We start from the raw sequence: 21518 nt of genomic DNA, 5'->3' as shown, positions 1-21518 counted from the left end.
AAGAACATAGTACACAAACGTTCTTCATTTTACATTATTTACCAGCGCTGGTGCCGTTTTTTTTCGGAAATCGCCCTGTGAGAAGTATTTTTCGATCAGGCAATACATCAGAATAAAGAAGTACCGACTACCCATTTCTTTAATTTTCAACTTCGATTCGCCGTATTTCCGATTTGTCCAGCTATTCGAGACAACTGCGTAACTATAGCCCCGCACAATCGTCTTCAGAGGAAGTTCAACGGTAAGGTTAAAGTGGGGCGACAGAAACGGCTTAAGTCCTTCCATTGTCTCTCGTCTGTACAGTTTGAAGGCATTGGTCGTATCGTTGTATTTAATACCCATCACCATTCGAACGATGAAGTTAGCTACGCGGTTAATGAATTTTTTCAGCGCCGGGTAGTCGATCACTTTCCCATCTTTTCCCCATCGCGAACCAAACACCGCATCGACGCCGGTCTCCTGCATCTTGTTATAGAAACGTACCAGATCTTCAGGGTCATCAGACATATCGGCCATAAAAACCGCTACACAGTCGCCGGAGAACCGCTCAAGACCGTAACGTACCGCGTATCCAAAGCCATTAGGGCCAGGATTGGTGTAATAAACCAGCGTCGGAATTTCAGTATTTGCCAACGTCTCCAGCACCTGCAACGTACCATCTTTCGAATTATCGTTAGTAACGCATATTTCGTGCGGAATGCCGTGCTTCGCCAATGTTTGATAGAGCGTCCGCAACGTCGGCGGCAGCGATTCTTCTTCGTTATAGGCGGGTATAACAACGCTTAGTTTCATCATGGGCATAATAAGCGGACGACGCTCGTTGATTAAAGTCAGAAATTAGCTTTTCGGTTTCCAGTGCTCTGCAACGTCGGGAACCGCCTGACGAATTTTCGCCAGCACATCAGTTGGCAAAGGTCCTAATTTAACAGCTTCACAGTTAGCGAGCACTTGTTTTTCGTTACGCATCCCTGGAATTACTACGCCCACATTATTATTTGACAAACAGAAACGTAACGCCGAAACAGCCAATCCACCCGGCAAATCGTTTAAAAAAGCCAGTTTTCGGGAAGATTCCAGCAGCCAGTTGCGGTCGCGGTCGGGTAAATAATGCCGGTATTGATCGGGAGCGAAGGAGGGATCCGCTTGCAAATATTTAGGATTTAAAAAACCTGAGGCAAGTGGCACTCGTCCGATGAAAAAATAGTCGTCTGCGCCAGAGATTGGAAAAAGTAATTCTTCGGCCCGCCGGTCGAGGGCGTTATAAATCACTTCTGCTACGTTACCAAACCCCGCTTCTACTACTTTTTTAGCGCCGTAGACGCTACGTGAGCTTACACCAACGTAACGAATCTTACCCGCTTGTTTCAGCTTATCAAAAGGCGTTGGATCATAGGTTGACCAATCAAATGCATCGGGCGGGCTGTGGAGCAGCAATACGTCGATTGTTTCGCGACCAAGACGGCGCAGACTGGCCTCGACGGCTTCTGCTACGTAGTCGGCGCTATAATCCTGAATCGGTTGACCGTCGGGCGTTTGGCGATTACCGAACTTTGTACAGATAATCGACGTAGCACTTCTCTGCTGAAAAGCTTCCCGCAAAATTTCCTCCGATTGACCACCGCCGTAACTATCAGCCGTATCGAAAAAATTGATTCCCTGTTCCAGCGCTACGTGTACAGCGCGAATGGCTTCTGATTTATCGACCTCTCCCCAGCCTGTTACGTTACCATTTACTACGTTTGGCCCACCAAACTGCCACGTACCGAAGCCCAGACGCGATGTTAATTCTTCTTTCAGGGAATTTGCCATTCAATTATCTACATGAATATGATGGGCGGTGAAGGCCCCGACAGGCTCTGGCTGTCGGAGTCGCGTCAGCGACTGCTTCTATAGCTACAACCGACAGCCAGAGCCTGTCGGGGCCTTATTCATAAAAATTCTGGTCGTTCAACGATCTAGCTATTTGCTTATTAGCTCGCTGAACGACCAGAAAAATGAATTTTATCCAATTTTAGAACACAGACTCAGCAGGAGCTGGATTCATGATGATTTTACCCTTGATAAGGCTGCGTTGGCCCGGATATTCGGCGAAGAACGCGTTACGTCCGTGCATCACGCGGTCATCGTGGAAGAAAACAGCTTCACCTTTTTGCAACTGAACTGGCAGTATAACACCGGCGTTCATGATGCGACTTTCCAGGAAATGATGGAAACGTTCGCACAAATCCAGCACTTCTGCGGAGTTTTCATCGCGCGACAGGCAGAAGTAGTTCCAGTTGGCCAGGTAACCTTCGCCATCCTGATCGATGATTTTGCGAACTTTCCGGCTACCACCTTTCGCGTGAACAACGTCGGTTGCCATCAACTCTTCCAGCAGGGCATCTTCACCATCAAGCTTCATGCACTCAACTAGTTCGGGCAGGTCGAAGAACGTAGTGGCACCACCGATTTTAGCTCGCGAAGCACAATAGAAGAAGTTAACGGCTTCTTCGCCGTTCAGCTCTACGTACGAATCGTCCGTGTGCATAGGCTGGCGCGTGTTGCTGGAACGGTAACGATCAGGAATTTGCGGATCATACGTAATGTCGATCCAGCGATTTCCGGTTTGTTTACCGGTAGCCAGATCTTCATCGGCGGCATGAATACGACCGATCGTTTCCGACAATTTGCTATAAAAATCGTGTACGGGCAGATCTTCTTTGAAGCCCGACAGATACACCAATTTATTATTCTGAACAGCCTCTTTTACGTTCTGGAACGTTTCTTCCGGCGTAGTATAGACGACTTCCTTGAAAAAATTCATAGCCTATATTCGTTTCATTGTTTGACACACAAAATAAGGAAACTCAAACAGTTAGCCAAAAACTGACTTACTGTACGTACTAATTATTTAGAATACGGTGTAGCCCAATAGCAATTACACCGTAGGCACGCTGAATGGCCGGGGGCGTCAGATGGTCGTAAATAACCGTTTTCAAATCTTCCCAACTCGGCCGCGCCAACGAATAATATTTGGCTGTTAACCGAAGTTTTGCCAGATATGAATCGCGGTACTGCTTGCTGTTCATCATCATCCGGTAATACCGGGCAATATTTTTCTTCATCACCCGGTCGTATCGATATTCCAGCTCGCGATTGATGTTGTCGTACATGTCGATCCGGTTTTTCAGATAAACTGCATCGGCTTCATTATCCGTAAAGCTGGTACCGTTTTTGTTTTTCCGATATACCGACATCACATCAGGTATATAACCAATCTTACCCATCTTCGCCTTCAAAATCAGGCGGGGAATATCGCCACTGACCGATTCGCTAAACCAGGCCGGATACTCTTTGATGGTGTTCCGATACATGGTACTCGACGTAGCCATGAACCAGATTTCTTTCTCACCAATCAAATCCTCAATGGTGTAATAGGGCTTCATATCTTTCCCATTGAGTACTTCCGATGGGCTACCATCTTCGTACGTAATCAGGGCGTTATGAAACACCATCGAATAATCGGGGTGCGCATCCAGCATATCGACCTGCTTCTGGAGCTTGAGCGGGTCAGTGAGGTAGTCGTCACCATCGATGAGGGCATAATACTCGCCTTCAGCCCGTTTCAGCGTTTCCAGAAAGTTGATACCGCCGTTTTTACCCATATTACGTGGGTGCAGCACGCCTTTCACCAAGCCAGGATGTTTGCGTTCATATTCCTGAATAATCTCCCGCGTACCATCCTTCGAAAAATCATCGCCGACTAAAATTTCCATAGGAAAATTTACCTGCTGCATCAGTACACTGTCGATGGCCTGACGAATGAATTTCGCTTGATTATAGGTGATAATCAGAACACTAACTTTTGGCATAACTAATAGCGTATTCAATTTTCACTTCATATACAGCTACGTAGTACGGCTGTTTTGTGAACCGAAAATAGACTAAACAACGGCCTCCTCCGACGTAGCGTTTTTAGCGGTTTGAATCTGTGCTTTCCAGCCTTGCGGCTCGTCTTTATCGGCTGGTTTGGCCCAGGGATCGTAGAACGGCAGAATTGCCACCCAACGCCCAGCCGGATCTTCCCAGCTGAAACGATCTGCAAAACTCGACGGACTAACCCAGTGCGGCAAATCGTATCGGAACAGGATGATATCGCCCATGTCCTGATAGCCTTCCGTCTCGACAATATGATCGTTGATGACGTAGCCCGTACCGCCCGAGTTGTAATCGACTCTGTACTGGTTTAGTGCCAGAATTGTGCCAACCTTCTGCGGATTTAAGGGGTGCCAATGCCGCCCAAAGAAGCTGCCTCCAAGCGGATAATGGGTAACTTGTGGATGGAAAAATGGCTCTCCTTTGCGGATACCATACTCTTCGTTATTTCCGGTCAAGTTGTTCCAGAACTGACGTAACGGCGTAAAAACCTTCAGTAAAGTCTCTTTCGTCGGCTCTTCTAAATCCAGAATAGCGTCGAAAGTATGGTCGTGAAACAGCTGCGGAGCCTGCTGAATCTTGGCAATGTGCAAACGCTGCTTATGCTGATTATTATCGAACGTATCAGGACCCTCGGCTAGCGGAGTTTTATCGGCCCATTCACGGGTTGCTGCGATAACACTACGTAGCGTAGCCTCTGGAATCCCTGTTTTAACGATTACGATGTTTGGTTCGTTAACCAACCGCATTACCTCTTCAAACGGAATCTCAGGCACAATCTGACCATCCTTGAATTCGGCATCAACTTTTATAATGTATTTTGCTACTTCTTTCATGGTTATGAACGTACTGATTTGATACAAAATAGGAGCCTATCTTTGCAAAATGCAAATTCCGCCCTGCTGATTCTTATCATATGGCAGGCTGAGTTGCATACCCAAAACCGGATGCGCCAAAGCCGTTGCCATTATAAAACATAACCCACTGATTCTGATGAGGAAATATGTGGCAATAGTCCATCATCAATGAATCCCAGCCTTCTTCCGACCGTTCAATACCTGCCAGTTCGTCTTTCCGATTCCATGTAATACCATCCGTCGACTCAGCATAACCAATCCGGTAACTCTGCCGGACATCGGTGCGGTAGTTGGTAGCGTTGCGATAGGAAAAATACATTTTGTACAAATTCCCATCTTTATAAACCGTCGGCCTACCAATGGCGTCCGTAAACTCGTCGTAGCCTACGCAAACGTGGCCGGTACGTTCCCACTTAATGCCATCTTCCGACTCGGCGTACTTTACATCATAAAATGGCTCGGGATGACCGTTGATCACCTCAATTTTCGTGCAGGACAAATACCACATCCGCCACCGAATGCTTCCATCAGCTTGTTCCTCGCGCATGACGCAGGGCTGCGCAATCCAAACCTGATCATAAATCGAGCGGTCGAGAAGTGGTCCTGTGTATTTACGCTCGAAGGTCAATCCGCCATCTTTACTGATTGCCAGACCGATACCCAGCCGATAACTGGCCGTATCGCTTTTGTTCCAACCCGTGTAATACAACCAGATTTCGTCCCCAACGGGTAGAAACCACGAAGGCATAGCTCCTGAATCATCGAACATCCCAACTTCGCCTTTGGTGAGGCAGGGTTTGTCGTGGATATACGTAACGTTAGTCAGGTCATTCGGGTCAAGCTCAACAAACGACGTAGCAGATGATACGTTTTCGTCGCGGGTTGAGAAGTAAACGCGAAGTTTATCGGCCATTGGAAAGCCAAATGGAACTTGCGCGTGTGTCCGGCTGAATGGTTTTGAGCCGTCAGGTTTATAAATCAGTCCTTTTTTCTGCCAGGTCATAATGTAATGAATAATGGATGCTGTAGAATGTTTAAGAATCTTGGCAAAATCTAATAACTGCTGCCATTCGTCATCAAACAGTTTACAGCATTCATTGAACGTAGTGTCTGTACCACTGCTGGAATACCATCAGCGTCCAGAGCAATTTGCGGTTGTTTTGTTTACCGGCGTAATGTTCGTTCTTGATTTTTGCTACGTAGTCGTAGTTGAACAGACCGTGCTGTTTCAACGACGCTTCCGACAATAGATCATCGCAGAGCGGACGCAGTTCGTTACGTAGCCATTGCGACAACGGAATGCCAAAGCCTTTTTTGGGCCGATCAATGATGTCGTCGGGAATTTTGCCGCGCATCAGCGATTTCAGAATGTATTTTCCCGAAAGCCCTTTCCGCTTGTACGACTCTGGCAAACTATTGGCGAAATCCACAATCCGATAATCCAGAAACGGTGCCCGCACTTCCAGCGAATTATACATACTCGCCCGGTCAACTTTGGTCAAAATATCATCCAGCAAATACGTCTGGTAGTAGATATACGACGTTTGATCGAACGAGTCGGTATTGGCGGGCAGTTGCGCCAGATGTTTATCAATAAGACCCAAACCGGTTTTATCCGTCACCTGACTCAGTACCGACGATGACAGCAATTGCCGCTTTTGCGACGGCGAAAAACTGCCCAACCAGAGTGTATGCGTATATACCGGTTTTTCCTGAAAACCTTTCAGGAATTGCTTCACTTTAAAATCCAGACTGATGTTATCATCTTTAACAGGCAATAAATCAGCCGCGTGGCCCGCTAGCGCGTGTACAAACCGAGGCATCTTGCTATACACGCCCCGCGCATAATCGGACGTAAAGGTTGGATAACCCGCCAGCAATTCATCACTACCGTCACCACCCAGCGAAACCGTCACCTGCTCACGCGTAAACTGCGATAACAGATACGTCGGAATAATGGACGCATCGGCAAACGGCTCGTCGAGTTTATCAGTAATATTGGGCAACAAATCGAGAGAGTCCTGTGCCGTTAAGGTTTTTTCGTGGTGGTCAGTACCCAGATGTTTGGCAACCGCTCGGGCGTAGCTAGCTTCGTCGTAGGATTTCTCCTGAAAACCAATCGAGAACGTTTTTATCGGAACCGCACTGTTTTTCTGTGCGTAATACGCTACCGCCGAGCTATCCAGTCCACCACTCAGAAAGATTCCCAGTGGTACGTCGGCGATCATCCGAATGGCGGTTGCGTCGTTGAGCAGCGCATCGAAACGGTCAATGGCAGATTCAAACGTAATTGGCTGGTGGTTGAACGTAACGTTCCAATACGGCTGGTGTTTGGTGATACGTCCCTCCTCAAAAATCATGTATTGACCCGGCTCCAGCTTATGAATGTCGCGGAAGATGCTATAAGGCGTCGGTACGTATTCAAAGGTCAAATACGCGTTGATAGCATCCGGACTGATTTCGTTGGAAACGAGCGGGTGTTGCAACAGGGCTTTCGGCTCAGAGCCATAGACCAACGTATCACCCGCTACGCTATAATACAGCGGCTTTTTCCCCATGCGGTCGCGGGCCATCATGGTACGTTTCCGTTTGAAATCGTGAATCACGAAGGCGAACATGCCGTTGATCCGATCGAACATGGCCTCGCCGTATTCTTCGTACATGTACACCAGCACCTCCGTATCCGACGTAGTACGTAGCGTGTATTTATTCAGCTTCAGCAGGTCGTTACGTAGCTCCTGAAAGTTATAAATCTCGCCGTTGAAGACCATCCCAATAGTCTCGTCGGCGGTAAAAAACGGCTGATTGGCGGCATCGCTCAGGTCGATGATGCTGAGCCGCGCATGACCCAGACCGATACCCGGCTGCCACCAGCCACCTTGAAAATCAGGGCCACGATGGCGTAACTGACGAATCATACGTAGCAGATCATCTTCGCTGCCACGCCCTATAAATCCCGCTATTCCACACATAGACCTATAGTTTTAGAGTAACTGATTTCTTTTTGTCATCCTTCGTCAGGATGACAAAAACTACGAACTATATTTTCAAACCACTTCGGACTCCTGTCCGAAGTTGATAGTTTCCTTTACGCTATACGGCATTTTGTGCTGCGATTCGTAATACGTTCGCATCAAAATCTCTGCCAGCACGCCCATCAGCACCAATTGAATGCCTACGATAAAAAACATAGACCCAATTGTGGGCAACGGGGTTTCAACTAAATCTTTCTGGCCGGTAATTTTGAAAAAAGCGGCCAACAAAACAGCAGCCAACGATACTAGAAACGCCAGAATTCCCGCTCCGCCAAAAAAGTGAATCGGACGCTGCATGTATTTGTCCAGAAACTTAATCAGGACTAAATCAAGCAAAACCTTGTAAGTACGAAAGATGCCGTAGTTGCTTTTCCCAAACTGCCGAGGGCGGTAGCTTACGGGCATTTCGGTCACTTTGCCGCCCTGCCAGGCGCAATAAACCGGAATAAACCGGTGCATTTGCCCGTACAGGATAACATCTTTAATAACTTCCCGCCGATATGCCTTCAGCGTACAGCCGTAGTCGTGCAGTTTAACCCCCGAAATAGAGCTGATGAGACTGTTCGCCATGCGCGAGGGTAACTTGCGCGTCAGGAATTCCTTTTCCCAACGGTTTTGCCGCCAGCCGCTCACTACGTCGTATCCCGAATCCAGTTTTTCGATCAGTTTGGGAATATCGTGTGGATCGTTTTCCAGATCGCTGTCAATCAGGACAATAATCTCGCCCGAAGCATATTGAATACCAGCGTTAATCGCAGCCGTTTGTCCGAAATTCCGTTTGAAATTGATGGCTTTCACGCGGTCGTTTTGCGCGCAGATTTTACGTAGCTGAGCAAACGAATCGTCTTTGGAGCCGTCGTTAATCGCAATAATCTCGTAATCATACTGTCCAATAGCATCGTCCAGCGCATCGAACAGGATGGGAATACTCTTCGATTCGTTGTAAATGGGCAGTATTACGGATAGATACGTCATAGTTTTATAATTAACGTGCAAATTTAAGCATCGGAACGCTTAAAAAAGTACAAACGGCACTTAAAACCAGAAACGGGTAAAATGGAACCAGATAACGCGTTTCCGGGTGCCTCAGTATGACCACGAAAACAGCAGTACACATGAATATAGCTAATGGTGCGGCCAGCATTCGAGGCTCCTTACGAAATCCGCGAATCAGCATCAGCACCAAACCTACTACGCCCGGTAACAAGATAAATACGTAATGATAGAGACGTAGCAGCCAACGCGGCCATTGAGCAGGAATAATGTCGTCCAAAAAGTTATACCCCCAGGTTCCGTTGAAGAACGTAAAGGTGTAGCGACTAAGTGCCCGAACGTAGTACACGAACGGCTTTTCTTCCTGAACGGACTTCGTATACTCACCCAGTTTCTGATGAATTTCAGCGTGATACGCTTTTCGAGTAGTCGAGTCGAGGTTCGGGTTATTAGCAGTTTCGTAATACAGATTCCGAAGGTGCGTAATCGAATCCTTATTGAACCGAGAGGTATACACGTAATCCGGCGGGGGGCCTAAATTCTCCTTAACGTACCAGCGAAAGGGCGGTACGAAGGCATCGTTTTTCCATCCCAACATCCAACGAACCCCCGTATTTGGAAACCAGAACGAATAATCTTCGCCGTAGGTCTTGTAAAAATCCATCATGTCGAAATAATTCGTCGGCCAGACGCTTGCGGGATACCACGGATTTTTCAGCAGCGGGATAACTTCGCCATAATGACGGTAATTACGTAGCGTCCATACACCATCGGTAACGACAAAGGGTAACAGAAACAACGTAGTAAACTGAACAACTTTGCCAAATTTCAACTGACCCTTCAGCCACTGCAATCCCCAGATGGTGGGTAAAATAGCCAGCATGGGCGCATGAGCGGGCTTCAGAAAAACAGACCAGGTTATCCAGCCACCAGCGGCCAGCAGTCCCAGCCAACGTAGCGAACGTCTATCCTCAGAACGTAGCCACGCGTGAACAAAGAAAATGGACGCCGAAGCCGCGAAGCTTTCGGTCAGGAAATACGCGTCGAAGATGCTGACGAACGTACTGAACAGGTAAATGAAATAGGCCCAGTAAAACGCCTGCTCGTTTTTAAAAAGTCGTCGTGCACACAGGCCCAGTACATATACGGAAATTGCCGAGACAATTAACTGAATAAAAATGAGCGCGTTACAGGCGTCGGCCTGGTTCATCAACCTACGCAATACGTAGTACACCATGGGATAACCTGGCATACGTTCGCCCGTGTCGAAGCTGCCCGTAACGAGCAAATGTTCGACGGGCGTTACGTAGGTGACCATATCGCCATTGCTCTGCCCTAAAAATCCCGGTACATCGTGGTAATACGTCTTGGTGAGGTACCAAGCGAAAAAGGCGCCTTTAACAACAAGCGCCAGTATTATCCAGAAAAGAGGAGCCAGCCAGCGATGAGCCAGGATTTTTTTCAGCATGGCTGCTCCTTTTTGTACCACGCTACAAAACGACGTAGTCCTTCTTCCAGCGGTACGCGAGGCTGATAACCCAGCAAACTACTGGCTTTTGCTACGTCGGCAAAAGTCCGCTCTACGTCTCCAGCCTGTTTGGGCAGGTTGATGATGTTCGGCTCTTTTTCCATCAGCCGATACAATGTATCGACCAATTGCTGCAACGTAACAGGGCTCTGGTTGCCGAGATTAACAGTCTCGAACGCTTGCGGATGTTCGTTCAGGTACGTAATGGACGCCACGATGCCATCGACAATATCGTTCACATAGGTATAATCGCGCGACGTATCGCCCACACCGTACATAGTGATTGGCTCGTTATTAGCCATCATTCGCACGAACTTGTGAATCGCCAGATCGGGCCGCTGCCGTTCGCCGTAAACCGTGAAGAAACGCAGGTTGATAATCCCCATACCATACAGATGATGGTAACTGTGGTTCATCAACTCGCACGCCTTTTTGGTAAACGCGTAGGGCGAAATCGGATTATCGACGCTGTCGGTTTCGCTGAACGGGATTTTCTCGTTGTTGCCATACACCGACGACGACGACGCAAAAACCATCTTATTCACCTTCTGCGCGCGCATCCATTCCAGCAAGTTGTGCGTTCCGACGATGTTGGTCGAAATGTATTCGGCGGGCTGATCGATGGAAGGCCGAACACCGGCTTTACCCGCCAGATGAACGATTGTATCAATGTCGGTACTGATTCTGGCGAGCCAGTCGGTTTGCCGGATGTCGGCTTCGACAAACGTAAAATTTGGGTTCTGGCGCGCCACCGAGAGATTTCGCTCTTTGTAGTGGCGCGCGTAAAACGTATCGAAGTTATCGACGCCCGTAACGCGATAACCTGTATTTAACAATCGCTCTGTAAGGTGACTACCGATGAAACCCGCACAGCCCGTAATCAAAAAATGGGGAGTAGTTGCCATCTTCAGCTTAAATCAGTTGCGTTTTACCACCCCCAACCCCCTCCTGAAACAGGCGGGGGCTCTGTAGCAGGGTACAACTCTCCTCATTACGCACTTGGATAAATGATGAGCTGTGGTATTTGAGAAAGCCCCCTCCTGTTTTCAGGAGGGGGTTGGGGGTGGTAAAACCTTAAGTAGTTGGTAGCAGACGGGCCGCCATGCTATCGTGAATCTGGGTCATGGTTTCTTTCAAATCGAACGTCCAGTCCCAGCCCGGATAATGTTGTTTGAATTTAGTGAGGTCCGAAATGTACCAGATATGGTCACCGCTCCGGTTGGTTTCGGAATACTGGTAGTTCATTTTGTTACCCGAAATTTCTTCGCAAAGCGCAATCGCTTCGAGCATCGAACAGTTGGCGTAACGACCACCACCCGCGTTGTAGACCTCACCCGGACGTGGATTCTGGTAGAAATGCCAAAACATGTTCACCAGATCCCAGCTATGAATATTGTCGCGAACCTGCTTGCCTTTGTAGCCGAAAATCGTGTACTGATTGCCCGTAATGGCACATTTCATCAGATACGACAGGAACCCGTGCAACTGCGCTCCCGAGTGATTTGGACCAGTTAGGCAGCCACCCCGGAAAACGCCCGTGTTCATGCCGAAATACCGACCATATTCCTGCACCATAATGTCAGCCGCCACTTTCGAAGCACCGAAAACCGAGTGTTTGGTATGGTCTAGGCTCATGTGCTCGTCGATACCGTTGGCGAAATACGGGTGGTTCTGATCGATTTCCCAGCGCGTTTCGGTTTCAATCAGCGGCAGAAAATTTGGGTTATCGCCGTAGACCTTGTTTGTCGATGTGAAAATGAACACCGCTTCGGGGCAGTGCTGACGCGTCATCTCCAGCATATTCAACGTACCAACGGCGTTCACACCGAAATCGGTGAATGGCTCGCGGGCGGCCCAATCGTGGCTGGGTTGAGCAGCCGTGTGCAACACCAGCTTAATGTCGGTACCAAATTCCTGGAAAATCGTTTCCAGTTGCGGTACTTCCCGAATATCAGCGGTGCGGTGCTGGTAGTTCTTATACGTATCGGCCAGCCGGTTTCGGTTCCATTCGGTCGAGCCGTCGGCACCGAAAAAGTACTGCCGCATGTTATTATCAATGCCGACCACGAGGTCGAATTTATCCGCAAAGAAGGCAACGGCTTCACTGCCTATCAGACCGGCTGAGCCCGTAACTAATGCAATTTTCATCGTGTTTTTCGCGTATAGAGCCGCTTGTCTATTTAAATAATACTCTTTTACAAGAGTGTTTCTAGTGAGCAAAGTAACACAAAAATCCGACGCATAGTGCGTTTGGTCAATGGGTTTGCCTAACATTTAGGCCGCTTCTTAGTGAACGGCCACGTTCTGAAAAAGTTGATAAATGAATGTCAACGAGCCAGTTTATCACTTTTTACAACGCGCTGGCCCATGTACGGCGTCATTAACTTTACGGCAATACGTAATGGCGCTGGTTTGGCCGCATTACGTCAATCTGAAATCCTATTTAATTCAGGTATCTGATAGATTTCTCAGAACCTTCCTTCCGCCAAGTGGTTAGTTTTCTGATTGCATACTCAACGTTTTAATCTCCTATGAAAGCAGCTGTTTTTCACAAAATCGGCGACATCCGCATCGAAAACACGGATGACCCACGTATCGAAGATTCACGTGATGCGCTTGTCCGCGTTACGTCGACGGCCATCTGTGGCTCTGATTTACACATTTACGACGGTTTCATTCCACAGCTTCAGAACGAAGTGATTGGCCACGAATTCATGGGCATCGTTGAAGAGGTCGGTTCGGGCGTAACAAACCTGAAAAAAGGTGACCGAGTGGTGGTGCCGTTTACGATTGCCTGCGGTAAGTGCTTTTTCTGCCAGCATAATCTGCAGATGCAGTGCGAAGAGTCGAATACCAAACATTACGGCCCCGATGGCGGGCTGCTTTCTCAGAAAGGGGGTGGTCTTTTCGGCTACACTGATCTTTATGGCGGCTACAACGGTGGGCAGGCTGAGTACGTTCGGGTGCCTTATGCCGATTATGGACTACGGCACGTACCAGAAACGTTGAAAGACGAACAGGTTTTATTTCTCTCCGATATTTTTCCAACGGGCTGGAGTTCTATCGAATGGGGCGAATTGAAAGGTGGCGAAACCGTAGCGATATTCGGTTCTGGTCCCGTGGGGCTGATGGCTCAGAAAGCCGCCTGGATTCAGGGTGCCGGTCGGGTAATTGCCATCGACCCACTCGAATACCGGCTCGAACGCGCCCGGCGGGTCAACAAAGTCGAAACACTGAATCCCGATGAGGTCGACGTAGTAGAAGCGATACGTCAGATGACCGAAGGCCGGGGCGCCGATCTCTGCGTTGATGCGGTTGGTATGGAAGCCAATCGAACCATACTGGAGAAGGCAAAAGCCGTTATCAATTTCGAAAAAGGGACAACCAAGGTGCTAGAGCTGTGTTTTCAGGCGGTACGTCGTGGTGGCATTGTGTCGGTGGTTGGCGTATACGGCGCTCCTTCCGATAATTTTCCCATTGGCCGCGTCTTCGATAAAGGCATTACGATACGTAGCGGTCAGTCGTTCGTACACAAAAACATCGATCATCTTTTAGACCTGGTCGTTCAGGGGAAAGTAGTGCTGGACGACATCATTTCGCACATTCTGCCCTTGTCGGAAGTATCGCGGGCCTATGATATGTTTAAGAACAAACAGGACGACTGTACGAAGGTGGTCCTTAAACCCTAACGACTGCACAGCGGTTGTATAGTTTACCACATCCAACTCAGCGTAGGCCCAACCCTGCCTGTAGTAGGGGTGGTAAAAACCATTAAATGACTCAACGATGGAAAATCAAACCGGAAAAACGGCGCTTATAACAGGTGCCAGCAGTGGAATTGGCCGTGAACTGGCCCGCTTATTTGCCAAAGATGGCTATAAATTAGTTGTGGTAGGACGTAACACTGAACTACTCGAACAGCTCTCAAATACACACAAAAATCAGTACGGTACCGAAACCGTGATTATTGAAAAAGATCTGGCTGATCCTAACGCGCCCGACGAAATTTACGCTGAAACCCAATCAAAAGGCATTTATGTCGACGTATTGGTTAACGACGCAGGGTTCGGCGAATATGGTGAATTTGCCACCCAGACCGATCTGCAGAAGGAACTGAACGTAGTGCAGGTCAATGCCGTGGCGCTGATGCACCTCACCAAGCTTTACGTTAAAGATATGGTAGCCCGTCAGGACGGTAAAATCCTGATGCTTGGTTCTGAAGTTTCGGTTGTACCGAATCCGATGATGGCGGTGTATGGTGCTACTAAAGCCTTCATCAAATCGTTTTCGGAAGCCATACGTAACGAATTAAAGGGTACGAACGTAACGGTTACGGTACTGATGCCAGGCGCTACCAATACCAATTTCTTCAACGCAGCGGGGGCTTCTGACATCAAAGGAGCGGACCCGGCTAAAACAGCAAATCCGGCCGACGTAGCCAAAGAAGGCTATGAAGCTCTGATGGCTGGCAAAGACCACGTAGTGGCTGGCTGGATGAACAAAGCCCGCGTGGCTATGGCGCATGTTTTGCCCGACCCGCTCATAGCCGCCAACGCGCGGAAGGACATGGAGCCTAAAAGTGATTCAGCAGACCAAAAAGAACGTAGCAAACAGTTTGCCGTTGGCCTCGGCATAGTGGCCGGGCTGGTAGCGGGTTTGTATCTGACGTATCGCCAGGCAAATCCCTATGATCGAATGCGCTACCGATATAAGGCAGCAAAGGTTGGCAAATCAACCAGAAACATACTCGATGCCGCTACCGACTCAGTAAAAGGAGCTTATCAGAAAGCTAAAGAAGTAGCCGAAGAACAATTTGCGTAAATCATCGGTTTTGCTTCCCGAACGACGTAGCAATTAGTTGCTACGTCGTTCGGGAAGTTTTTTATTTTTGATCCTATCTGTTTAAGTACCTGCTTTATGCTTTTGTCTTTTACGGCTCTTGATGAAAAAGCCCAATGGAGAGAATTTGCCTGTGACATGATCGGCCTGGATGATGTCTTTGATTTTCTGAGCGTTATAGCTGCCGAAGGGCATATAATTGTCCAAGCCTCTATTCATGAAGATGGTATTCGCACGGAATTACCAGGCGAGGCTTTCGATGGAAAATCCGTTACCATACCCATCCGTCAATTAGAAAAGCAGTGGAAAAAAGCCCTAAAAAATCCACTTGGTTCTCCTGATAACTCAGATCAGTTCCGGCAGGAGATCATGCGGCAACGTATCGCCATCTATACCAGTCAGATTGTCTGGCTTAAGTCGTCAATAAACCGTTTTCAAGAAATGCAACAGCGAACTGACGCCTTTATTTTTTCGCCTGATCGAAAAGACAAACTCGTTGGCCATTACGAACGTACCATAGCCAATTACCGGTATTTATTAGAAAAAGCACTTACCGACCGGTATGCAGTGCAGGCAAAACTGAAACAGTTAGTTGTCTGACTTTCGATTCGGCAACAAAGCAGAATCTTCGCTAAGACGTTCCTGTTGATACGCAAATTCGTGGGCAATCCGGGCCCGTTCACGGGTTTCCTGGGCTTTGGATATAAACTGTTCAGCAGCCTCCGCGTTGCCTCCCTCGGCGAACTGTTTTCCAGATTGTTCGAGTAGAATCACGGTTTCTTCCAGACTACGTACCGCTTTCCAGAACGACTCTTCAATTACCTTGGTTGTTTCGGCCAGCAACGTGCTCGCTGTGAACGCATGGCCCGTATGACAGCGGTAACGTATCAGTTTACCTTCTTTTATACTGATTAAGGTGCCATTGCATTCGGGGCAGGTAAGCGGGGTTAATTCACCCATACCAATAATTCCCTGCTCAAAGGCACTATCCTGAGCGGCAATATTTACTTCGGCCTCCATCCGCTCCCGTACGTCAGGTTCCACATCTGGTCTGCCAGGAACCGTCTCCTCGATCAACTGATTGAGCAACGATCCCATTTCGGCGATAGATACACAGTGATCAACCTCTACATTATTCAGGACACTATCGGGCATACTCGGATACAAGGCTTCGTCGGGCTCCTGCACAATCGTGAGCCCGCCGAGCCGCTTCACCGTCCACATACCCGACGTACCGTCGTCGAGCAAGCCTGTCAGCACGATACCAATAACCCGTGGACCGTGCATGTAGGCTGCCGACCGGAATAACGCGTCGATTGATGGGCGAAACCGGTTTTCTTTGGGGCCTTTCTTCACAATAACCTGATCATACTCAATCAGCAGGTGGTGATCGGGCGGGGCGATGTAGATGTGCCCCTGCTGAATCGGTTCGCCATCTTTAGGATGGATGGCTTTTAACTTACCGGCGGTCGTTAAAATTTCGGGCAGATAACTGGGCGAATGCGCAGATACGTGCATAACGACAAAAATGGACGCCTTAAAATCAGCAGGCAAAACGGCCACCAGTTCCTTTAGCGCATACACCCCGCCCGCCGACGTACCGATTACGATTATATCTCGTTTTGCCATTCTGTGGGTAACGTTTACCTTTATGAATCAATTATACTAACCCTTATCTTTACTAAACCACAGTATGAGTGCTTGGTTCAGCTGAAAGATCGCGAATAAATGTATGGCTAAAAAACAAGATCAGTCTGGGCTCGCAACCCAGCCCTCATCGCAGAATGTGCCAATTGCTGCAATTGGGGCATCGGCGGGCGGGCAGGAAGCTTTTGTCGAACTTCTGAACAATTTATCGCCAACCACTGGACTGGCCTTTGTATACATTCAGCATCTTGATCCAACCCAGGAAAGTCACCTGAGCGAAATACTGGGGCGGGCTACCGCCATGACTGTTCGCGAGGCCGAACACCTGATGCGTGTGGAGCCGAATCATCTGTACATTGTTCCGCCCGACCGCGATCTGGAAGTTCTTGACGGCGTACTGACGCTGATTCCGCGAAAAGCCCGTTCGAGCATTCATATGCCGATTGATCAGTTTTTTTTGTCGCTCGCTCAGCGACAGAAAGAAGGGGCCATTGCCGTGGTGCTGTCGGGAACGGCTTCCGACGGAACGCTCGGGCTGCGGGCCATCAAAGCGGCTGGCGGCATTACGTTGGCTCAGGACGAATCGGCTCGTTTTCAGAGTATGCCCCGATCGGCTATTACCGATGGCGTGGTAGACAAGGTTCTGCCACCGGCCGAAATAGCCCGTGAACTGGAGCGACTTAGTGAGCAAACGGCTTTGTTTCAGCAAACAACCCTGACCGAAAATCAGGAGGTCGAAAGCCTGGAATCGTTGATGAACGAACCCACGGCCGGCGCCAACGAAGACCTACGTAGTATTATTCAGATTCTGCGTCGGGCTACAGGCGTAGACTTTACCCATTATAAAGTAACAACTATTCGCCGACGTATCATCCGGCGGACGCTGCTCTACAAACTGGAATCGCTGCGTGACTACGCCAATTACCTGCGTCAGCACCCCGAAGAAGCCGGATTGTTGTATGATGACCTGCTTATCAACGTAACGACCTTCTTTCGGGATGCCGAAACCATGGATTACCTGCAGAAACTACTGCTGCCTCAACTGATCCGTGAAAAACCTCCGCAGGACGCGCTACGTATCTGGGTACCCGCCTGCTCAACCGGGCAGGAAGCGTATTCGCTGGCCATGTTGCTGCTGGAAGTGCTGGGCGACCGGGCAATCAGCCGAACCATTCAGATATTCGCTACTGATCTAAGCGAATCCGCCGTAGCCAAAGCCCGCTTGGGCAGCTATACGCGCGGTGAAATAATGGACGTATCGGCGCAGCGACTGCAACGGTTTTTTACGAAAGTAGACGATCATTACCGCATCAATAAATCGGTGCGGGATTTGTGCGTATTTGCCCCGCACAACATGCTCAAAGACCCACCTTTTTCACGTATCGACTTGGTTAGCTGCCGAAACCTGCTCATCTATCTCGATACAACACTTCAGCGCAAAGCCATCGTTACGTTCCACTATGCCCTTAGCCCAAACGGCTATCTGATACTGGGTAAGTCGGAAACCGTGGGTACGTCAACATAGTTGTTTTCGCAGCTGGAAAAAAATTACAAGGTTTTTTCCCGAAAGAATGACGTCGACAGCCGCGCTACGTTCACCATGACACCCCGTCTGTCCGAAGGAGATCGAATTACGAACCGCCCTCCCCTGGCTCCCAAAACCGTTTTACTGACAGGCACTCCCAGCGAACGTAGCACGCCACCTCATCAGGATCGGTGGAGTAGCCCGACTTCCGATCTCGACAAAATAATCGACAACCTTCTGCTGAATCAGTACGTACCGGCCAGCGTGGTGGTGAATCAGGATCTGGAAATTCTTCAGTTTCGGGGGTCAACGGGTTTGTTTCTCGAACCTTCACCGGGAAAAGCCAGCCTGAACCTGATCAAAATGGCCCGGCCATCGCTCGTTTTCGAACTACGTAACGCCGTTCATAAAGTTCAGAAGTCGGGCGAATCGGTGCGGAAGAGCGGCCTGGAAGTAAAAATCAAAAACAAAGTTCATTACGTTGCGATCGAAGCCATCCCGATCGACACCGTCGGTGAAGAGCGGCTTTTTCTGATCATTTTCGAGGAAGTGGAGCCACCCGTGGTTCCTACGACGCGCTCCGCCGACGCGCGCAACCGCCGGATCAAAGAACTGGAATCTGAGCTGGCCAACCTGCGCGAAGACATGCGCTCGATCATTGAAGAGCAGGAAGCCAGCAATGAAGAACTCCAGTCGGCCAACGAAGAAATCATCAGCAGCAACGAAGAATTACAGAGTATTAACGAAGAGCTGGAAACCAGTAAGGAAGAAATTGAGTCGACCAATGAAGAGCTGCTGACCATCAATCAGGAGTTGCAGGTACGTAACGACCAGTTGTCGGAAGCCTATCAGTTTGCCGAAGATATTTTTGGTACAATTCGCGAAGCCACGCTGGTACTCGATGCCGATCTGCGGGTTAAAAGTGCGAATCAGGCGTTTTATCGACTTTTTAGGATCAGTGAAGGTGAAACCGAGCGACGGCTCATTTACGAACTGGACAACCGTCAGTGGGATATCCCCGAACTACGGCTTATGCTGACTGACATCATTACGTCGGGTGTACAGTTCCAGGGATTCGAAATGACGTATAAGTCGTTTGATGCCGACGAAAAAATACTGTCGCTCAATGCCCGGCGGGTTGTCCGCCAACAGAGTTCCATTCTGCTGGCCATCGATGATATTTCTGAACACCGACGCGCGCAGCGGCTGCTGGCCGAACGCGAAGCGTGGTTTCATCAAATTGCTGATAACGTACCGACACTCATCTGGGTAACAGATGCCAGTGGCCGGTTTACGTTTCTGAACAAGGTATGGAGCCAGTTTACAGGACGTACCATCGAAGACGTACAGATGCATGGCGTAATCAGTTCGTTACATCCTGAAGATCGGCCAACGTATCAATCTTCATTCGAGTCGGGAACCAAGGCTCAGCATGGGTTTAATGCCGAATACCGGCTGCGAGGGTATGAAGGCGATTATCGGTGGATGCTGGAACATGCTCAGCCGGTGTATGGCCCCGATGGTCAGTTCAACGGCTACATTGGCAGTTCGGCTGATGTTCATATGCAAAAAGAGATGAATCAGGAGCTAGACTGGCGCGTCCAGGAACGAACGCAGGAGCTGGAGAAAAGCCTCGATTTGTTTCAGGCCGTGATCAATGCAGCGCCGATTTCGATTGTTGTCATGAAAAATGCATACGGTGTCGACGGATCTATTGAAGACTTCGAGATGCTGATATCCAATGCTTTTAACACCCGGACAATTGGAGATAGAGATGTTATTGGAACCCGCTTTTCAGAGTCATTCCCTACTACCCTGTCGAACAACGTTCTGGATCGATTTAAACACGTAGCAACAACCGGAGAGTCAGCCGATTTTGAACTGTGGTATGACGGCGACAACATGCATCACTGGTTTCATTTCAAGGCTTATAAACTCGATGAGCTACTGGTTGTAATTACCGAAGATGTAACCAACCGGAGAATCAACGAGGTGCAGATTCAGCAGACAGCGGAGTATCTACAGGCCGTCCTCGACAGCTCAATCACGTCCATTTGTTTTCTGAAGCCCGTTCGCAACGAGCAGGGCGAGATAGCCGATTTTAACATTGCTGTTTGCAACAAATTATTCGCCCAAAATCTCAATCTTCCTATCCAGCAGCTTTTTGGGCAATCGGTGCTGAAAATAGCCGATAAGTTGTGGCACCAGGAAACGCTCACCAATCTGCGCCAGGTATTAGAAACGAATGAATCCTTCTACGAAGAGTGGTATTCGCCCGATAACGCCCAGTGGATGCTTCACACACTCGTCAAATATGACGATGGCGTTGTGTTAACCGGGCAAAATATAACAGCCCTGAAAACGGCGGAAGAACGACAGGAAAATTTGCTGAACGAACTGGAAAATTCGAACGAAAATATCCAGCTATTGACCCAACTTCGGGTGCAAATTCGGGAGCGGGGCGAGTTTCTACGTAGTACATCGCACGACTTGCGTGGTAACTTTGGTATTATTCAGGGGGCTGCCAGCCTGCTTGATTTAGCCAATTCTGATGAGGAACGTAGTCAGATGTTATCGATGCTCAATCGGAATCTGAGGCAGGCTACACAAATGCTCACTGAACTCCTGGATGTTGCTCGCCTGGAGTCTGGTCAGGAAAAACGTAATTTGGCTACCGTCGATGTCGCCAGATTAGTCAGTGAGATTATCGAGAGCGCCCGTCCACTGGCTAATCAACGTGGCCTCTGGCTACGAGCCGAAGGTGATGAAAGCCTCCTGGTAGAGACAGATCCCGTTAAACTCCAACGTATTGCCCAGAACCTGATTTTGAACGGATTGACATATACACAAACGGGAGGGGTAACCGTTCGGTGGGAAGACTTCACCGATACGTGGCAACTTACGATTGAGGATACGGGCGATGGCCTGCCAGAATCGGGTCACACAAAGTCGGGAGAAGGTATTGGTTTGGTCATCGTACGTCAGCTATGTGATTTACTGGAATGCCAACAGGAAGTCGACAGTAGTCCTGAAACGGGTACTCGTTTCCAGTTATCGTTTCCGAAGAAGTATTGATCAGGACTAGCGCGGAGAAGTTATAGAGTTATAAAGTCGTAAAGTTGTAGAGTTCTCATTATAACCGTCAACTCTACAACTCTGCAACTTTATAACTCTATAAC

Annotated in this window: 17 protein-coding genes; 5 read left to right on the top strand and 12 right to left on the bottom strand. The window is 48.8% G+C overall.

Going from position 1 to position 21518, the window contains the following annotated elements:
• Nucleotides 1-24: 24 nt before the first annotated feature.
• From ACYVF1_RS00535 to ACYVF1_RS00485, 11 genes are all read right to left on the bottom strand, one after another.
• Nucleotides 25-792 (bottom strand): glycosyltransferase family 2 protein, encoded by a 768-nt coding sequence (locus tag ACYVF1_RS00535; RefSeq protein ID WP_461077773.1) that lies wholly within the window; start codon nucleotides 790-792, stop codon nucleotides 25-27.
• A 45-nt stretch (nucleotides 793-837) separates the two neighbouring features.
• Nucleotides 838-1809 carry an aldo/keto reductase gene (locus ACYVF1_RS00530; protein ID WP_461074527.1) on the bottom strand — a complete coding sequence of 324 codons (972 nt, stop codon included), beginning with the start codon at nucleotides 1807-1809 and terminating at the stop codon, nucleotides 838-840.
• A 202-nt stretch (nucleotides 1810-2011) separates the two neighbouring features.
• A complete protein-coding gene (locus ACYVF1_RS00525) occupies nucleotides 2012-2803 on the bottom strand; it encodes a TauD/TfdA family dioxygenase (RefSeq protein WP_461074525.1) in 792 nt (263 codons plus the stop codon).
• 79 nt (nucleotides 2804-2882) lie between these two features.
• Nucleotides 2883-3851 (bottom strand): glycosyltransferase family 2 protein, encoded by a 969-nt coding sequence (locus ACYVF1_RS00520; RefSeq protein ID WP_461074523.1) that lies wholly within the window; start codon nucleotides 3849-3851, stop codon nucleotides 2883-2885.
• A 72-nt stretch (nucleotides 3852-3923) separates the two neighbouring features.
• Nucleotides 3924-4751, bottom strand: a complete 828-nt coding sequence (locus tag ACYVF1_RS00515) for a hypothetical protein (protein WP_461074521.1) — start codon at nucleotides 4749-4751, stop codon at nucleotides 3924-3926.
• Nucleotides 4752-4827: 76 nt separating this feature from the next.
• Nucleotides 4828-5775: a glycoside hydrolase family protein gene (locus ACYVF1_RS00510; RefSeq protein WP_461074519.1), complete on the bottom strand. Its 948-nt coding sequence runs from the start codon at nucleotides 5773-5775 to the stop codon at nucleotides 4828-4830.
• A 91-nt stretch (nucleotides 5776-5866) separates the two neighbouring features.
• Complete coding sequence (gene asnB, locus ACYVF1_RS00505) at nucleotides 5867-7744, bottom strand: asparagine synthase (glutamine-hydrolyzing) (RefSeq protein WP_461074517.1); 1878 nt, start codon at nucleotides 7742-7744, stop codon at nucleotides 5867-5869.
• Nucleotides 7745-7819: 75 nt separating this feature from the next.
• Nucleotides 7820-8782: a glycosyltransferase family 2 protein gene (locus ACYVF1_RS00500; RefSeq protein WP_461074515.1), complete on the bottom strand. Its 963-nt coding sequence runs from the start codon at nucleotides 8780-8782 to the stop codon at nucleotides 7820-7822.
• Between the two features lie 10 nt (nucleotides 8783-8792).
• Nucleotides 8793-10268 carry a glycosyltransferase family protein gene (locus ACYVF1_RS00495; protein WP_461074513.1) on the bottom strand — a complete coding sequence of 492 codons (1476 nt, stop codon included), beginning with the start codon at nucleotides 10266-10268 and terminating at the stop codon, nucleotides 8793-8795.
• Nucleotides 10262-11233 (bottom strand): GDP-mannose 4,6-dehydratase, encoded by a 972-nt coding sequence (locus tag ACYVF1_RS00490; protein ID WP_461074511.1) that lies wholly within the window; start codon nucleotides 11231-11233, stop codon nucleotides 10262-10264. The genes ACYVF1_RS00495 and ACYVF1_RS00490 overlap by 7 nt, the downstream gene beginning before the upstream one ends.
• A 169-nt stretch (nucleotides 11234-11402) precedes the next feature.
• A complete protein-coding gene (locus ACYVF1_RS00485) occupies nucleotides 11403-12476 on the bottom strand; it encodes an NAD-dependent epimerase/dehydratase family protein (RefSeq protein ID WP_461074509.1) in 1074 nt (357 codons plus the stop codon).
• A gap of 383 nt (nucleotides 12477-12859) precedes the next feature.
• On the opposite strand from ACYVF1_RS00485, the gene ACYVF1_RS00480 reads away from it, so the two are divergent.
• From ACYVF1_RS00480 to ACYVF1_RS00470, 3 genes are all read left to right on the top strand, one after another.
• Complete coding sequence (locus ACYVF1_RS00480; protein WP_461074507.1) at nucleotides 12860-14017, top strand: zinc-dependent alcohol dehydrogenase; 1158 nt, start codon at nucleotides 12860-12862, stop codon at nucleotides 14015-14017.
• 97 nt (nucleotides 14018-14114) lie between these two features.
• Entirely contained in the window at nucleotides 14115-15149 is a 1035-nt protein-coding gene (locus ACYVF1_RS00475; protein WP_461074505.1) for an SDR family NAD(P)-dependent oxidoreductase, read from the top strand.
• Nucleotides 15150-15245: 96 nt separating this feature from the next.
• Nucleotides 15246-15767 carry a hypothetical protein gene (locus ACYVF1_RS00470; protein WP_461074503.1) on the top strand — a complete coding sequence of 174 codons (522 nt, stop codon included), beginning with the start codon at nucleotides 15246-15248 and terminating at the stop codon, nucleotides 15765-15767.
• Here ACYVF1_RS00470 and ACYVF1_RS00465 read toward each other — a convergent pair.
• Nucleotides 15756-16796 carry a chemotaxis protein CheB gene (locus ACYVF1_RS00465; protein WP_461074501.1) on the bottom strand — a complete coding sequence of 347 codons (1041 nt, stop codon included), beginning with the start codon at nucleotides 16794-16796 and terminating at the stop codon, nucleotides 15756-15758. The two genes, ACYVF1_RS00470 and ACYVF1_RS00465, sit on opposite strands and share 12 nt — an antisense overlap.
• Before the next feature lie 103 nt (nucleotides 16797-16899).
• Between ACYVF1_RS00465 and ACYVF1_RS00460 the strand changes: the two genes are divergently transcribed.
• Both ACYVF1_RS00460 and ACYVF1_RS00455 read left to right on the top strand, forming a co-directional pair.
• The gene (locus ACYVF1_RS00460) at nucleotides 16900-18339 is read left to right on the top strand and encodes a chemotaxis protein CheB (RefSeq protein ID WP_461074499.1); all 1440 of its coding nucleotides are present in this window, start codon (nucleotides 16900-16902) and stop codon (nucleotides 18337-18339) included.
• Nucleotides 18340-18414: 75 nt separating this feature from the next.
• Nucleotides 18415-21414, top strand: coding sequence for a PAS domain S-box protein (locus ACYVF1_RS00455; RefSeq protein ID WP_461074497.1), 3000 nt, complete (start codon nucleotides 18415-18417; stop codon nucleotides 21412-21414).
• The last annotated feature ends 104 nt before the right edge of the window (nucleotides 21415-21518 follow it).

Source organism: Spirosoma flavus, assembly GCF_054778555.1.
Note: the sequence above shows the minus strand (reverse complement) of the source record. Positions and strands in the feature narration are given on the sequence as shown.

Excerpts from the sequence above, each read along its gene's own strand:
- ACYVF1_RS00535 (WP_461077773.1), bottom strand. The coding sequence starts at position 792 with ATGAAACTAAGCGTTGTTATACCCGCCTATAACGAAGAAGAATCGCTG.
- ACYVF1_RS00530 (WP_461074527.1), bottom strand. The coding sequence starts at position 1,809 with ATGGCAAATTCCCTGAAAGAAGAATTAACATCGCGTCTGGGCTTCGGT.
- ACYVF1_RS00525 (WP_461074525.1), bottom strand. The coding sequence starts at position 2,803 with ATGAATTTTTTCAAGGAAGTCGTCTATACTACGCCGGAAGAAACGTTC.
- ACYVF1_RS00520 (WP_461074523.1), bottom strand. The coding sequence starts at position 3,851 with ATGCCAAAAGTTAGTGTTCTGATTATCACCTATAATCAAGCGAAATTC.
- ACYVF1_RS00515 (WP_461074521.1), bottom strand. The coding sequence starts at position 4,751 with ATGAAAGAAGTAGCAAAATACATTATAAAAGTTGATGCCGAATTCAAG.
- ACYVF1_RS00510 (WP_461074519.1), bottom strand. The coding sequence starts at position 5,775 with ATGACCTGGCAGAAAAAAGGACTGATTTATAAACCTGACGGCTCAAAA.
- asnB (WP_461074517.1), bottom strand. The coding sequence starts at position 7,744 with ATGTGTGGAATAGCGGGATTTATAGGGCGTGGCAGCGAAGATGATCTG.
- ACYVF1_RS00500 (WP_461074515.1), bottom strand. The coding sequence starts at position 8,782 with ATGACGTATCTATCCGTAATACTGCCCATTTACAACGAATCGAAGAGT.
- ACYVF1_RS00495 (WP_461074513.1), bottom strand. The coding sequence starts at position 10,268 with ATGCTGAAAAAAATCCTGGCTCATCGCTGGCTGGCTCCTCTTTTCTGG.
- ACYVF1_RS00490 (WP_461074511.1), bottom strand. The coding sequence starts at position 11,233 with ATGGCAACTACTCCCCATTTTTTGATTACGGGCTGTGCGGGTTTCATC.
- ACYVF1_RS00485 (WP_461074509.1), bottom strand. The coding sequence starts at position 12,476 with ATGAAAATTGCATTAGTTACGGGCTCAGCCGGTCTGATAGGCAGTGAA.
- ACYVF1_RS00480 (WP_461074507.1), top strand. The coding sequence starts at position 12,860 with ATGAAAGCAGCTGTTTTTCACAAAATCGGCGACATCCGCATCGAAAAC.
- ACYVF1_RS00475 (WP_461074505.1), top strand. The coding sequence starts at position 14,115 with ATGGAAAATCAAACCGGAAAAACGGCGCTTATAACAGGTGCCAGCAGT.
- ACYVF1_RS00470 (WP_461074503.1), top strand. The coding sequence starts at position 15,246 with ATGCTTTTGTCTTTTACGGCTCTTGATGAAAAAGCCCAATGGAGAGAA.
- ACYVF1_RS00465 (WP_461074501.1), bottom strand. The coding sequence starts at position 16,796 with ATGGCAAAACGAGATATAATCGTAATCGGTACGTCGGCGGGCGGGGTG.
- ACYVF1_RS00460 (WP_461074499.1), top strand. The coding sequence starts at position 16,900 with ATGGCTAAAAAACAAGATCAGTCTGGGCTCGCAACCCAGCCCTCATCG.
- ACYVF1_RS00455 (WP_461074497.1), top strand. The coding sequence starts at position 18,415 with ATGACACCCCGTCTGTCCGAAGGAGATCGAATTACGAACCGCCCTCCC.